The organism is Streptomyces sp. NPDC059009 (genome assembly GCF_042740175.1).
Classification (GTDB): Bacteria; Actinomycetota; Actinomycetes; order Streptomycetales; family Streptomycetaceae; genus Streptomyces.
In genome coordinates this window covers 28,399-41,693 of sequence record NZ_JBHYJB010000049.1, presented here as the reverse complement: position 1 = coordinate 41,693, position 13,295 = coordinate 28,399, and the positions used below count along the sequence as shown (strand labels likewise).

Here is a 13,295-nt window from a genome sequence, read left to right as displayed (position 1 = left end):
GGGGGGGGCTCTACCGGCACGGCGACTCCCAGGTCCTGGACTGGGTGCGGGCCCACCGCGGCGACCCGCGCCGCCCGCTCGTCGAGTCCCGCATCGCCGCGCGGCCCGCCGCCGTGTGGTTCACGGACCACCGGCCCGGGACCATCACGGCCCGGGTGCGCGCGGTGACCTCGGCGGCCTCGGGGCGGGTCCCGGTGCTCGTGCCGTACGCGATACCGGACCGGGACTGCGGGGGCGCGTCGCGGGGCGGGGCGCCGGACCTCGCGGCGTACGACGCGTGGATCGAGAGGTTCGCGGCGGGGCTCGGCTCCGGCGAGGTCATCGTGATCCTGGAGCCCGACGCCCTGGCCCGGACCGAGTGCCTCTCGCGGGCCGGGCGCGCGGAGCGGTACGCCTCGCCGGCCCGCGCGGGCCGGGTGCTGAAGGCCGCCGATCCCCGGGCCCGGGTCTACTTCGACGCCGGGCACTCCGGCTGGCACCCGACGGCCGCCCAGGCGGAGCGGCTGCGGAAGGCGGGCGCGGCCTCGCCCGCCTCCTCCGACGGCATCTTCACGAACGTGTCCAACTTCCACCGCACGGAGGCCGAAGTGGCGTACGCCCGCAGGGTGTTGGCGGCCCTGGGCGGCCCGGCCTCGCTCGGCGCGGTCATCGACACGAGCCGCAACGGCAACGGCGCCCCGCCCGACGGCGAGTGGTGCGACCCGGACGGCCGCAAGATCGGCCGGGCCCCCACGCTCAGCACAGGCCGGGCCCGGATCGACGCCTACCTGTGGATCAAGCTGCCGGGGGAGTCGGACGGCTGCGCGGGGGAGCCGGGCACGTTCGCGCCGCAGTACGCCTACGACTTGGCGCGGGGCTGAGCCTCGTCGTCCGGGGCGGCATCGGAGTCGGCGTCGTACGTCGATGTGCCCGAGTCGAGCAGCGGTTCCTGGGACTTGAGGTGCGGCGGGGCGAAGGCGCGCAGCACGTGGTAGCCGGTGATGACCACGATCGTGCCGAGCGCGATGCCGCTGAGCTGGAAGTTGTCGGTGAACTTCAGCGAGACGTTGCCGACGCCGATGATGATGCCCGCGGCGGCCGGGACCAGGTTCAGCGGATTGCGCAGGTCCACCTTGGCGTTGATCCAGATCTGCGCGCCGAGCAGGCCGATCATGCCGTAGAGGATCACGGTGATGCCGCCGAGGACGCCGCCGGGGATCGCGGCCACGATCGCGCCGAACTTGGGGCACAGGCCGAAGAGGAGCGCGAAGCCCGCCGCCGCCCAGTACGCCGCCGTCGAGTAGACGCGGGTCGCGGCCATCACGCCGATGTTCTCCGAGTACGTGGTGTTGGGCGGGCCGCCGACCGCGGTGGAGAGCATCGAGGCGGCGCCGTCCGCGGAGATCGCGGTGCCCAGTTTGCCGTCGAGGTCGTCGCCGGTCATCTCGCCGACCGCCTTGACGTGCCCGGCGTTCTCGGCGACCAGCGCGATCACGACGGGCAGCGCGACGAGGATCGCCGACCACTCGAAGCTCGGCGCGTGGAAGGACGGCAGGCCGATCCAGTCGGCATGGCCGACGGCCGACAGGTCGAGCCGCCAGTGGTCGACGACCTTCCCCGAGCCGTCCGCCGAGTGGATCTTGCCGAAGACCGAGTCGAGGGCCCAGGACAGGGCGTACCCGAAGAGCAGTCCGAGGAAGATCGCCACCCGGGACCAGAAGCCGCGCAGGCACACCACGGCCAATCCGGTGAACAGCATCACGAACAGCGCCGTCCACTGGTCCTGCGGCCAGTACGTCGTCGCGGTGACCGGCGCGAGGTTGAAGCCGATCAGCATGACGACGGCGCCGGTGACGACCGGCGGCATCGCGGCGTGGATGATCCGCGCCCCGAACTTCTGCACCGCGACGCCCACCAGGAACAGCGCGATGCCGACCACGAAGACCGCGCCGGTGACCGTCGCGCTGGAGCCGCCCTGCGCGCGGATCACGGCGGCGACGCCCACGAAGGAGAGGGAACAGCCCAGGTAGCTCGGCACCCGCCCACGCGTGGCCAGCAGGAAGATGACCGTCGCGACGCCGGACATCATGATGGCGAGATTGGGGTCGAGACCCATCAGAACGGGCGCCACGAAAGACGCCCCGAACATGGCCACCACGTGCTGGGCGCCGAGCCCGATGGTGCGCGGCCAGGAGAGCCGCTCGTCGGGGCGGACGACGGCGCCGGGGGCGGGGGTCCGCCCGTCGCCGTGCAGTCTCCAGCGGACTCCGAGATCCATGGGGGTGTTCCGTTTTCTGTGCGCTGGGCGGCGCCGGGCAGCGCACGGGCCGTGATGATCAGCGCCATGTTAATGCGGCGTAAGGAGCGCTTCCCGCCGGAAGGCGGGCCGTTGGACCCGGCCTTCCGGCCCCGTTCCCGACGCCGTGCGGCGCCCTACAGCGCCCGCTCCCCGGCCTTGGCCGTGCCGGTGACCGCGGGCCGCACGTCCGTGCGCAGGACGCCCGCGAACGCCGCGAGCCCGCAGGCCAGCGCCGTCACCAGGCCGAAGGAGACCACCAGGCTGGTGGCGTCGGCGAGCGTCCCGATCGCCGAGGGGGCGATCAGGCCGGAGGTGTACGTGATGGTGGCGACGCCCGCGATGGCCTGGCTCGGGTTCGGCCCGCTGCGCCCGGCCGCCGCGAAGGCCAGCGGCACCACGACCGCGATGCCGAGCCCTATCAGGGCGAAGCCGCCCATGGCCACGGCCGGATGCCCCGCCACCACCACGAGCAGGCCGCCGAGCGCCGCGAGCACCCCGCCGGTCCGCACGGTGCGCACCGCGCCGAACCGGTCCACCACCGCGTCCCCGGCGAGCCGGGCGACCGCCATGGTGAGCGTGAACCCGGTGGTGCAGGCCGCGGCGAGACCGGCCGAGGTGTCAAGGACGTCCCGCAGGTACACCGCCGACCAGTCCAGGCTCGCGCCCTCCGCGAAGACCGCGCAGAAGCCGACCGCGCCGATCAGGAGCGCCGACTTGGGCGGCAGCGCGAACCGCGGCGGCGCCTCCTCCTCGGGGGCGCTGCGCAGGTCGAGCACGCCCTGGCAGGCGGCCAGGCCGATCACGGTCAGGGCCAGGGCCGCGAACAGGTGGTGCAGCCGCGCGTCCGCGCCCACATGGGCGGCGACGGTTCCGGCGGCCGAGCCGATCAGGGCGCCCACGCTCCACATGCCGTGCAGCCCCGACATGATCGACTTCTTGAGCCGGGCCTCGACCTCCACGCCCAGGGCGTTCATCGCCACGTCCGACATCCCCGCCGTCGCCCCGTACACGAACAGGACGCCGCAGAGCGCGACCAGGTTCGGGGCGAGCGACGGCAGCGTGAGGGAGAGCGTCCAGAGCGCGAGCAGTCCGCGCAGCGCGGTGCGGGCGCCGAAGCGGTGGCTGATCCAGCCCGCGAGCGGCATCGCCACGGAGGCGCCGATCGCGGGGAAGGCGAGGGCGAGGCCGAGCAGTCCCGCGCTCACACCGGCGTGCTCCTGGATCCAGGGCACCCGGGTCGCGAAGGAGCCGGTCACGGCGCCGTGCACGCAGAAGACCGCCGCCACGGCGTAGCGGGCGCGCGTCAACTGCCTTCTGTCGTAGGCCACTTCGCTTGTTCCGCTCATGCGGTGAGCCCCTCCCCAGGGTGGATCCGAAACCGGCCGCCGTAAACTATCAGGAACCCTGCCTGATAAATAAGAGGTTTCCGTTGCGGAGGGCCCGGAGCCCCGTCCGGGCCGTGTGGAAGGATCCCGGCATGCCCGCATCACCGAGCACCGCTCGGGCCATCAACGACCGGCTCGCCCTCGACCACCTGCAGCGGGAAGGCCCCCTGACGGCCGGCCAGTTGAAGGAGCTCACCGGTCTCTCCCGGCCCTCCGTCGCCGACCTCGTGGAGCGGCTCCAGGGCGCCGGGATCATCGCCGTCGTGGGGGAGGCGGGTGCCCGGCGGCGCGGGCCGAACGCCCGGCTCTACGGGATCGTGGCCGACCGCGCCCACCTCGCCGCCCTCGATGTGCGCACCCACTCCGTGACCGTCGCCGTCACCGATCTGCTCGGCGCTGTCCTCGCCGAGGACAGCCTGCCGGTCACCTCCGACGCGGCGACCGGGCCCGCCGTCGAGCGCGCCGTCGCCCTCGTCGAGCGCACCGCGCGGGCGGGCGGTGCCACGCGGCTGCACAGCGTCGGCGTCGGGGCGCCCGGCCTGATCGACCCCGCGAGCGGTGAACTCCGCGACTCCACCGGGCTGCCCGCCTGGCACCGCCGCCTCGTCGCGGCCCTTCAGGACCGGCTGCCCGCGCGCGTGCTGGTCGAGAACGAGGTCAACCTCGCCGCCCGCGCCGAACAGCGCGACGGCGCCGCCGCCGACCGGGACACCTTCGTGCTGCTCTGGCTCGACGAGGGTGTGGGCGCCGCCGTCGTCCTGGACGGGGTGCTGCGGCGCGGGGCCTCGGGCGGCGCGGGCGAGATCGGCTTCCTGCCGGTGCCGGGCACCGCCGGGCTGCCCTCGGCCACCGGCTGCGACGGCGGCTTCCACTCGCTGACCTGCGCCGCCGCCGTACGGGACCTCGCGGCCGAGCACGGCGTGCCGGGCGCGGCGGGGGCGGACGCCGCGGGCCTGCTGCGGGACGCGGCTGCTGCGGATGCCGCCGCCGCGGATGCCGGGACCGGCACCGGACAGGGTGCGGAAGGCGATGCCGGGACCGGAGGGGACGCGGCCATGAAGGCGTACGGGGCGTTCCTCGACACGCTCGCCGACCGGGTCGCCGTCGGGGCGGCCGCCGTGGCCGCGCTCCTCGACCCGGGCTGTGTGGTCCTCGGCGGCGCGGTGGGCCGGGCGGGCGGCGCGGCCCTCGCCGACCGGGTCGCCGAGCGCGTCGCCGCCCTGTCGCCGCTGCGCACCGGGATACGGGCGTCCGCCCTGGGCGGCGGCGCCGTCCTGCGCGGCGCCCTGCTCACCGCCCGGGACGCCGCGCAGGAGGAGCTGTTCGGCCCCCGGTACCTGAACGGCCGGGTGTCACCGGGGAGTTGAGCCACGGGGCGGGTGGGTGCCGGGTGTGCTCACCGGGTCGCCTCCGCCTTGCTGCCGAACCGCTCGGCGAGGAACTCCTCGAACGTCCCTTGGCCCACGGCCCGTTCGGGCGTCAGGTGGCCGCCCGCCCTGAACCCCCGGTACGCCGCGCCCGCCAGGCGCAGCGGCACCAGCGGCCGCCGCCGCCCCGTCGCCCGCAGATACGCCTGGGCCAGCTCGCGGAACGTCCGCACCTCGGGGCCGCCCAGGTCCGCGACCCGCCCGGCCGGCGCCGCCACCGCCAACTCGGCGAGCCGGTCGGCGACTTCGGCCACCGCGATGGGCTGGTCGCTGACGCCCGCCGGGTACAGCAGCACCGGCGACTTGGCGAGCGCACCGAACACCGTCGCGACCAGATCGTGGAACTGGGTCGTGCGCAGCACCGTCCAGCCGAGCCCGGACTCCTCGATCAGCTTCTCGACGGCCAGCTTCGACCGGTAGTAGCCCATCGGCACCCGGTCCACGCCGACGATCGAGATGTACAGCAGGTGCGGCACCCCCGCCTCGCGGGCCGCCGCGATCAGATTCCGCGCGGCCTGCTCGTCGCCCCCGCGCGGCGAACTCGCGCAGTGCACCACCGTGTCGACACCCGCCACCGCCGCGTCGAGCCCCGTGCCCTCGCGCAGGTCCACGGCGTACGGCTGCGCGTGCCGGCTCAGCACCCGCACCTCGTGCCCCTGGAGGCGCAGCCGCTCGGTCACGAGGCGGCCGAGGGTTCCGGTGCCGCCGGTCACCAGGATCGTGGTCATCTCAAGGCTCCTTCACAGTGCGGGACGCGAGGGAACACGTCCGTCACCAGTCAGGACATGATCAGCCCCCGGAAATGTGACATCCCCCCTCAGCCGTCGGCGAGCTGCCGCCCCACGAACCTCAGCTTGTCCGGGTTGACCACGTTCCGCACGGCCACGAGCGACCCGTCGCCCGCGCACTCGAGGACGGCGAGCCCCACCAGCGCCCCCGCGAACCGCCCGACCAGCGCCGGAGCGCCGTTGACCTCCGCGTACGACAGGTCCACCGCGGTCGCGTACTTCTCCCAGCCGCCCACCAGGAAGCGGGCGATCCGGTCCCGGCCCACGAGGGGGCGCCGGGCCGCGGTGACCTTGCCGCCCCCGTCGCTCCACCACACGGCGTCGGCGGCGAGCAGCCGCTCCAGGCCCGCGAGATCCCCCTCGCGGGCCGCCGCCACGAACGACTCCACGAGCTGCCGACGACGCTCCTCCGTGGCCTCGAAGCGCGGGCGCTCCCCGGCCACCCGGCGCACCGCCCTGCCGTACAGCTGACGGCAGTTGGCCTCGCTCAGGTCCAGCACCCCGGCGATCTCCCCATGGCTGTACGCGAACGCCTCCCGCAGCACGTACACCGCCCGCTCCACCGGGGTGAGCCGCTCCAGGAGCACGAGCAGCGCCATCGACACCGCCTCCCGCTGCTCCGCCGACTCCAGCGGCCCGAGCGCCCCGCCCGAGGTGACCACCGGCTCCGGCAGCCAGGGACCCACGTACTCCTCGCGGCGGGCACGCGCCGACGCCAGCCGGTTCAGACAGAGGTTGGTGGTGACCTTGGCGAGCCAGGCGCCGACGTGTTCGATGTCCGCGCGCTCGGCGCCGCTGAAGCGCAGATAGGCGTCCTGGACCGCGTCCTCCGCCTCCTGGGCGGAGCCCAGCATCCGGTAGGCGAGCCCGAAGAGGCGCGGGCGGTGGGGCTCGAATTCGTCGGCCGTGGCCGCAGCGCTGCTCACCCGGCAAGCCTCCCAAAACCGCGCGCCCGCCGGTCACCGGACCTCGTTGTGAGCCAGGCCACAGGGATCGACCGGCACGCCTTCGATCAGGCGTGGCACACTGGCCTCGTACCAGAAGCAGCGCACTCCGGGGTCGGTGTAATTCCGAACCGGCGGTTACAGTCCGCGACCCGGTCGCCTCCAGCGACCGGTTGACCAGGTGAAATTCCTGGACCGACGGTGAAAGTCCGGATGGGAGGCAGTGCGCGGCGGGCGGGCACATAGGTGCGCGTCGCCGTAGTGGCTTGATTCCTGGGATTCCCAGGGAGAGCTCTCATCGGCGTCGCTCCCGGTGCCGTTGCCCGTACGTTCTGTCGTCATCGACAGGCCCCGGAGTCCGTGCCCGAAGAGGCAGGAGGACCCGGTGGCCACCGCAGCCGAAGCAGCCGCCATGCGGCGCGCGATCGAACTCGCCGCGCGCGGGCTCGGCTCCACAAGCCCCAACCCGGTCGTCGGGTGCGTCATCGTCGACGCCTCCGGGGAGACCGTCGGCGAGGGCTACCACCAGCGCGCGGGCGGACCCCACGCCGAGGTGCACGCCCTGCGCGCGGCGGGCGGCAAGGCCCGCGGCGCCACCGCCTTCGTCACCCTCGAACCCTGCAACCACACCGGCCGCACCGGCCCCTGCGCCCAGGCCCTCATCGACGCCGGGATCGCCCGGGTCGTGTACGCGGTCGGCGACCCGAACCCCACCGCGACGGGCGGCGCGCAGACCCTGCGTACGGCTCAAGTGGAGGTGGAATCGGGGCTGTTGGAGGCGGAGGCCGAGGCGGGCAACCGCGCCTGGCTGACCTCCGCGCGGCTCGGCCGCCCGCACGTCACCTGGAAGTACGCCGCGACCCTCGACGGCCGCACCGCCGCCGCCGACGGCACCAGCCGCTGGATCACCTCCGCCGAGTCCCGCGCCGACGTGCACCGGCTGCGCGCCGAGTGCGACGCCGTCGTGGTGGGCTCCGGCACCGCCCGCACCGACGACCCGCACCTGGCGGTGCGCGGCGTCGAGGGGGCGAACCAGCCACTGCGCGTCGTCGTCGACAGCGACGCCACCGCCGTGAAGCCGGGCGCCCGCGTCCTCGACGACGCGGCCCCGACCCTCCTCGCGGTGGCCGCCGACGTACGGCCTCCGGAGGGCGTCGACAGCGTTCAACTGCCGCGCGCAGCAGGTGGGTTGGACATGACGGCTCTGCTTGACTCTCTGCACGCACGCGGCGTGCGTTCCGTGCTCCTCGAAGGGGGTCCCACGCTCGCCGGGGCCTTCGTCGCCGCGGGCGTCGTGGACCGCGTCATCTGCTACCTCGCCCCCGCGCTGCTCGGCGCGGGGCCCGCCGCCCTCACCGGTGGCGGAATCACGACCATCGCCGAAGCGTTGCGCCTCGACATGAGCGAGACCGTCCGCCTCGGCCCCGATCTGCGGATCACCGCAGAGCTCGCAGTCCCCGCACGTCCCGCAGCGAAGGAGCACTGAAGTGTTCACCGGAATCGTCGAAGAGCTGGGCGAGATCACCGCCGTCGAGAAGCTGGGCGACGCCTCCCGCTTCCGGCTGCGCGGCCCCGTCGTCACCGAGGGCGCCCGGCACGGCGACTCCATCGCCGTCAACGGAGTCTGTCTGACCGTCGTCGAGCACGACGGCGACGAGTTCACCGCGGACGTGATGGACGAGACGCTCAAGCGTTCCAGCCTCGGCGCCCTCGACGTCGGCTCCAGGGTCAACCTGGAGCGGCCCACCGCCGTGGGCGCGCGCCTGGGCGGGCACATCGTGCAGGGGCACGTCGACGGCACGGGCAGCATCGTCGCGCGCGAGCCGTCCGAGAACTGGGAGATCGTCAAGGTCTCGCTGCCCGCCGAACTCGCCCGCTACGTCGTGGAGAAGGGCTCCATCACCGTCGACGGCGTGAGCCTCACGGTCGTCGAGGCGGGCCCCGACTTCTTCACCATCAGCCTCATCCCCACCACCCTCGCCCTGACCACGCTCGGCTTCAAGCAGCCCGGCGACCCGGTCAACCTCGAGGTCGACGTCATCGCCAAGTACGTGGAGCGCCTCCTCGGCGACCGTTCCCAGACCCAGAGGGGCAGCAAGTGAACTGGCTCAACTCCGAGGCGTTCACGGCCTTCGGGCAGCACATCATGTGGTCCGACATGATCGGCAACGTCATCGGGCTGCTCGCCCTCGCGCTCGGCTGGCGGCGCTCCATATGGACCTGGCCCGCCCAGTTCCTGTCCGGCGTGATCCTCGTCGCGGCGTACGGGGCGGCGCACCTGTCCGGCGGCGTCGGCAAGCAACTCCTCGTCATCGGCGTCGCGTTGTGGGGCTGGCGGCAGTGGACGCGCGGGCGGCAGCAGGCGCAGGACGGGTCCATCGCGATCCGCTTCGCCACCTGGAAGGAGCGCGGCGTCCTCGTCGCGGGCACCGCCGCCGGCACCCTCGCCGTCGGCGCCCTCTTCGCCGCCGTGCCCGACCTGTCCTGGAACCCCTGGCCGGACGCCTACATCTTCGTCGGCACGCTCGCCGCGATGGTCGCCCAGGCCCGCGGGCTCGTCGAGTTCTGGTTCGCCTGGCTCCTCGTCGACGTGGTCGGGGTGCCGCTGGCGTTCAACAGCGGCCTCGCCTTCTCCGGCTTCGTATACGTCATCTACCTCGCGCTCGTCCTGTGGGGCCTGCGCGACTGGTGGCTGCGGTCCCGCACGGCGGCGGCCCGGCCCGTCATGGAAGGAGCCCCGGCATGACCACGGCACCCCTCGCACCGACGGAGACGTCGGAGCCCGTCTGGTACCGCACCGCCCACGGTGAGGACACCTCCGACCTCTCCCTCGACCCCGTCGAGCAGGCCATCCGCGACATCGCCGCCGGGCGGCCCGTCGTGGTCGTCGACGACGAGGACCGGGAGAACGAGGGCGACCTCGTCATCGCCGCCGAGAAGGCCACGCCCGAGATCGTTGCCTTCATGATGAGCGAGTGCCGCGGCCTGATCTGCGCGCCCATGGAGGGCGACGAGCTGGACCGCCTCCAGCTCCCGCAGATGGTCGAGCACAACACCGAGTCGATGCGCACCGCGTTCACGGTCTCCGTCGACGCGACCGCCGCGCACGGCGTCACCACCGGCATCTCGGCCGCCGACCGCGCCACCACGCTCCAGCTCCTGGCGGGCGGCACGGCGGCCGCCGACGACTTCGTGCGGCCCGGCCACATCTTCCCGCTGCGCGCCAAGGAGGGCGGCGTCCTGGTGCGCGACGGCCACACCGAGGCCGCCGTCGACCTGGCCCGGCTCGCGGGCCTGCGCCCGGCCGGGGCGATCGTCGAGATCGCGGGCGAGGACGGCACCATGCTGCGCCTGCCCGAGCTGATCCCCTTCGCCCGCAAGCACGGCCTGACGGTCATCTCCATCGAGGACCTGATCGCCTACCGCCGCAGCTCCGAGCCGACCGTCCGGCGCGCCGCCGAGGTCACGCTCCCCACCGAGTACGGCGAGTTCACCGCGTACGGCTACCGCTCCACCGTCGACGGCGTCGAGCACGTCGCCCTCGTCCACGGCGACCTCGGCGACGGCACCGACGTCCTGGTGCGGCTGCACTCCGAGTGCCTGACCGGCGACGTCTTCCACTCGCTGCGCTGCGACTGCGGCCCCCAGCTCCAGGAGTCGATGCGCCGCATCACCGACGCGGGCCGCGGCGTCGTGGTCTACCTCCGCGGCCACGAGGGGCGCGGCATCGGCCTGGTCTCCAAGCTGCGCGCGTACGAGCTCCAGGAGCGCGGCAGCGACACCCTGGACGCCAACCTCGAACTCGGCCTGCCCGCCGACGCCCGCGACTACGGAGCGGGCGCCCGGATCCTCCAGGACCTCGGCGTGCACAGCGTCCGCCTCATGACCAACAACCCCGAGAAGACCGACGCCCTCCTGCGCCACGACATCGCGGTGACCGGCCGCGAGCCGATGCCGATCCAGGCGGGCGAGCACAATCTCCGGTACCTGCGCACCAAGCGCGACCGGATGGGCCACGACCTGCCCTGGCTGGACGCGGCCCCCACATCCACCTGCGGCAACCAGTAACACCCCGGAAGACCTCGAATTTTTCCCTACGCACGTACGACGAGGAGAAGCGCGTGAGCGGCAAGGGTGCACCCGAACTGAGCGTCAAGAACTGCGGCGACCTGCGGGTCGCGGTCATCGCGGCGCAGTGGCACGAGAAGGTCATGGACGGCCTCGTCGACGGCGCCCTGCGCGCCCTGCACGAGCTCGGCATCGACGAGCCGACCGTCCTGCGCGTGCCCGGCAGCTTCGAGCTGCCCGTCGTCGCCAAGGTCCTCGCGGGCCGCGGCTACGACGCGATCGTGGCGCTCGGCGTCGTCATCCGCGGCGGCACCCCGCACTTCGAGTACGTGTGCCAGGGCGTCACCCAGGGCCTCACGCAGGTCTCCGTGGACACCGGCGTCCCCGTCGGCTTCGGCGTGCTCACCTGCGACACCGAGGAGCAGGCCCTGGACCGCGCGGGCATCGAGGGGTCGAGCGAGGACAAGGGGCACGAAGCGGTCACCGCCGCCGTCGCCACCGCGACCACGCTGCGCACCGTCTCCGAGCCCTGGCGCTGAGGGGTGCCGGGCGGCCACGTAAAGTAGGGACCATCATGTCCAAGAAGACGTTCGAGGAGCTCTTCGTCGAGCTCCAGCAGAAGGCCGCCAACGGCGACCCCGCGACCTCCCGCACCGCCGAGCTGGTCGACAAGGGCGTCCATGCCATCGGCAAGAAGGTCGTCGAAGAGGCCGCCGAGGTCTGGATGGCCGCCGAGCACGAGGGCAAGGAGGCCGCCGCCGAGGAGATCTCGCAGCTCCTGTACCACGTGCAGGTGATGATGGTCGCCCGCGGCATCTCCCTCGACGACGTGTACGCCCACCTCTAGGGCCACACTTCTCCGCAAGCCCAACCCACCCTCCGTACAAAGGAATTCGCCCTCATGCTGCGCATCGCCGTCCCCAACAAGGGTTCACTGTCCGGACCTGCGTCGGCGATGCTCCATGAGGCCGGGTACCGCCAGCGCAAGGAGTCCAAGGAACTCGTCACCGTCGACCCGGACAACGAGGTCGAGTTCTTCTACCTGCGCCCCAAGGACATCGCGATCTACGTGTCGTCCGGCAAGCTCGACATCGGCATCACCGGCGAGGACCTGCTGATCGACTCGGACGCCGACGCCGAGGCGATCCTGCCGCTCGGCTTCGCCCGCTCCACCTTCCGCTTCGCCTCGCGGCCCGGCGCCGTCAAGGACCTGGCCGACCTCTCCGGGAAGACGATCGCCACCTCGTACGAGGGCATCGTCGGCAAGTTCCTCGCCGAGCGCGGCGTCGAGGCGAACGTGGTGCACCTCGACGGCGCCGTCGAGACCGCCATCGAGCTCGGCGTCGCCGAGGCCATCGCCGACGTCGTCGAGACCGGCACCTCGCTGCGCAACGCGGGCCTGGAGGTCTTCGGCGAGCCGATCATGAAGTCCGAGGCGTGCGTCATCCGCCCCCGGGGCGCGGCCGCCGACGACCCGAAGGTCCAGCAGTTCCTGCGCCGCCTCCAGGGCGTCCTGGTCGCCCGCACGTACGTGATGATGGACTACGACTGCCGTGCCGAGCACCTGGAGCAGGCCGTCGCCCTCACCCCGGGCCTGGAGTCCCCGACGATCTCGCCGCTGCACAACGAGGGCTGGGTCGCCGTCCGTTCCATGGTCCCGACCAAGGACGCCCAGCGCGTCATGGACGACCTGTACGCGATCGGCGCGCGGGCCATCCTCACCACCGCCATCCACGCCTGCCGCCTCTGACCGGGCAGGAGACCAGCGCCATGAGCGACCAGCACGACCAGCCCGGACAGTACGACCAGAGCGAGCTGCCCACCCTGCCCGTCACCTTCCGGCCCGGCCGCACCCGCGCGGTGCTGCTGACCGCCGGGGCCGCGATCTTCGTGGTCCTCACGGTGATCGCACTGATCCTCCCCAAGCTCAGCCCGGGGGAGCGCACCAGCTTCATCTTCACCGGCGCGCTGCTGCTCGGCGTGCTGCTCCTGCTCTCCCGGCCCAAGGTCGTGGCGAGCGACTCGGGGGTGCGCGTCGTCAACATCGCCACCAGCCGCAGCCTCGACTGGGCCGAGATCGTGCAGGTGAACCTGCGCCCGGGCGACCCCTGGGTGTTCCTCAACCTGAGCGACGGCACCAGCCTGCCCGCGCTCGGCATCCAGCCCGGCATCGCCAAGCAGCGCGCCATCAGCGACGCCCGCGCCCTGCGCGCCCTCGCCGACGCCCACGCGGGCGGCCGCGAGGGCGGACCTCAGGGCTGACCCGGCGGACATCGGGGTCGGCTCAGGGGCGCGGGCCCTGCCGCCCCGGGCCCGGTCTTGATTAATCTGGGGGGCGGGGCACGCGCGATGTGCCGCCCCGCCTCTGACGGGCCGCCCGGCTCCCAGGGGCTCCTGCTACATGA

13 protein-coding genes, 1 pseudogene and 1 riboswitch are annotated in these 13,295 nt (G+C 73.2%); of the genes and pseudogenes, 10 read left to right on the top strand and 4 right to left on the bottom strand.

Annotated elements, in window-relative coordinates:
- Positions 1–5: 5 nt before the first annotated feature.
- Positions 6–860: pseudogene (locus ACFWYM_RS37310) on the top strand (glycoside hydrolase family 6 protein); the annotation flags it as partial.
- On the opposite strand, the gene ACFWYM_RS37305 reads toward ACFWYM_RS37310, so the two are convergent.
- Both ACFWYM_RS37305 and ACFWYM_RS37300 read right to left on the bottom strand, forming a co-directional pair.
- A complete protein-coding gene (locus ACFWYM_RS37305; protein ID WP_384847400.1) occupies positions 839–2,257 on the bottom strand; it encodes a uracil-xanthine permease family protein in 1,419 nt (472 codons plus the stop codon). The pseudogene ACFWYM_RS37310 and the gene ACFWYM_RS37305 sit on opposite strands and share 22 nt — an antisense overlap.
- A gap of 155 nt (positions 2,258–2,412) precedes the next feature.
- Positions 2,413–3,624 (bottom strand): MFS transporter, encoded by a 1,212-nt coding sequence (locus ACFWYM_RS37300; protein ID WP_384847397.1) that lies wholly within the window; start codon positions 3,622–3,624, stop codon positions 2,413–2,415.
- Between the two features lie 131 nt (positions 3,625–3,755).
- On the opposite strand from ACFWYM_RS37300, the gene ACFWYM_RS37295 reads away from it, so the two are divergent.
- On the top strand, positions 3,756–5,030 hold the full coding sequence (locus ACFWYM_RS37295; RefSeq protein WP_384847394.1) for an ROK family transcriptional regulator: 1,275 nt from the start codon (positions 3,756–3,758) through the stop codon (positions 5,028–5,030).
- 29 nt (positions 5,031–5,059) lie between these two features.
- Here the strand turns inward: ACFWYM_RS37295 and ACFWYM_RS37290 are convergent, their stop codons facing one another.
- Complete coding sequence (locus ACFWYM_RS37290; protein ID WP_384847391.1) at positions 5,060–5,818, bottom strand: SDR family oxidoreductase; 759 nt, start codon at positions 5,816–5,818, stop codon at positions 5,060–5,062.
- Positions 5,819–5,907: 89 nt separating this feature from the next.
- Positions 5,908–6,804 (bottom strand): RNA polymerase sigma-70 factor, encoded by an 897-nt coding sequence (locus ACFWYM_RS37285; RefSeq protein ID WP_384847389.1) that lies wholly within the window; start codon positions 6,802–6,804, stop codon positions 5,908–5,910.
- Positions 6,805–6,922: 118 nt separating this feature from the next.
- Positions 6,923–7,053, top strand: a riboswitch (FMN riboswitch).
- A 154-nt stretch (positions 7,054–7,207) separates the two neighbouring features.
- Between ACFWYM_RS37285 and ribD the strand changes: the two genes are divergently transcribed.
- From ribD to ACFWYM_RS37245, 8 genes are read left to right on the top strand one after another with little or no spacing between them, the layout of a single operon-like run.
- Positions 7,208–8,308, top strand: coding sequence for a bifunctional diaminohydroxyphosphoribosylaminopyrimidine deaminase/5-amino-6-(5-phosphoribosylamino)uracil reductase RibD (gene ribD, locus ACFWYM_RS37280; RefSeq protein ID WP_384847386.1), 1,101 nt, complete (start codon positions 7,208–7,210; stop codon positions 8,306–8,308).
- 1 nt (position 8,309) lies between these two features.
- Positions 8,310–8,924 carry a riboflavin synthase gene (locus tag ACFWYM_RS37275; protein WP_384847384.1) on the top strand — a complete coding sequence of 205 codons (615 nt, stop codon included), beginning with the start codon at positions 8,310–8,312 and terminating at the stop codon, positions 8,922–8,924.
- 44 nt (positions 8,925–8,968) lie between these two features.
- Positions 8,969–9,568: a nicotinamide riboside transporter PnuC gene (locus ACFWYM_RS37270; RefSeq protein WP_384847515.1), complete on the top strand. Its 600-nt coding sequence runs from the start codon at positions 8,969–8,971 to the stop codon at positions 9,566–9,568.
- Positions 9,565–10,890 (top strand): bifunctional 3,4-dihydroxy-2-butanone-4-phosphate synthase/GTP cyclohydrolase II, encoded by a 1,326-nt coding sequence (locus ACFWYM_RS37265; RefSeq protein WP_384847382.1) that lies wholly within the window; start codon positions 9,565–9,567, stop codon positions 10,888–10,890. The genes ACFWYM_RS37270 and ACFWYM_RS37265 overlap by 4 nt, the downstream gene beginning before the upstream one ends.
- A 53-nt stretch (positions 10,891–10,943) precedes the next feature.
- Positions 10,944–11,429: a 6,7-dimethyl-8-ribityllumazine synthase gene (gene ribH / locus ACFWYM_RS37260; protein ID WP_384847380.1), complete on the top strand. Its 486-nt coding sequence runs from the start codon at positions 10,944–10,946 to the stop codon at positions 11,427–11,429.
- Between the two features lie 35 nt (positions 11,430–11,464).
- Positions 11,465–11,737 carry a phosphoribosyl-ATP diphosphatase gene (locus ACFWYM_RS37255; RefSeq protein WP_384847378.1) on the top strand — a complete coding sequence of 91 codons (273 nt, stop codon included), beginning with the start codon at positions 11,465–11,467 and terminating at the stop codon, positions 11,735–11,737.
- Positions 11,738–11,791: 54 nt separating this feature from the next.
- Positions 11,792–12,640 (top strand): ATP phosphoribosyltransferase, encoded by an 849-nt coding sequence (gene hisG, locus ACFWYM_RS37250; RefSeq protein WP_384847376.1) that lies wholly within the window; start codon positions 11,792–11,794, stop codon positions 12,638–12,640.
- A gap of 20 nt (positions 12,641–12,660) precedes the next feature.
- Positions 12,661–13,152 (top strand): PH domain-containing protein, encoded by a 492-nt coding sequence (locus tag ACFWYM_RS37245; RefSeq protein WP_384847374.1) that lies wholly within the window; start codon positions 12,661–12,663, stop codon positions 13,150–13,152.
- The last annotated feature ends 143 nt before the right edge of the window (positions 13,153–13,295 follow it).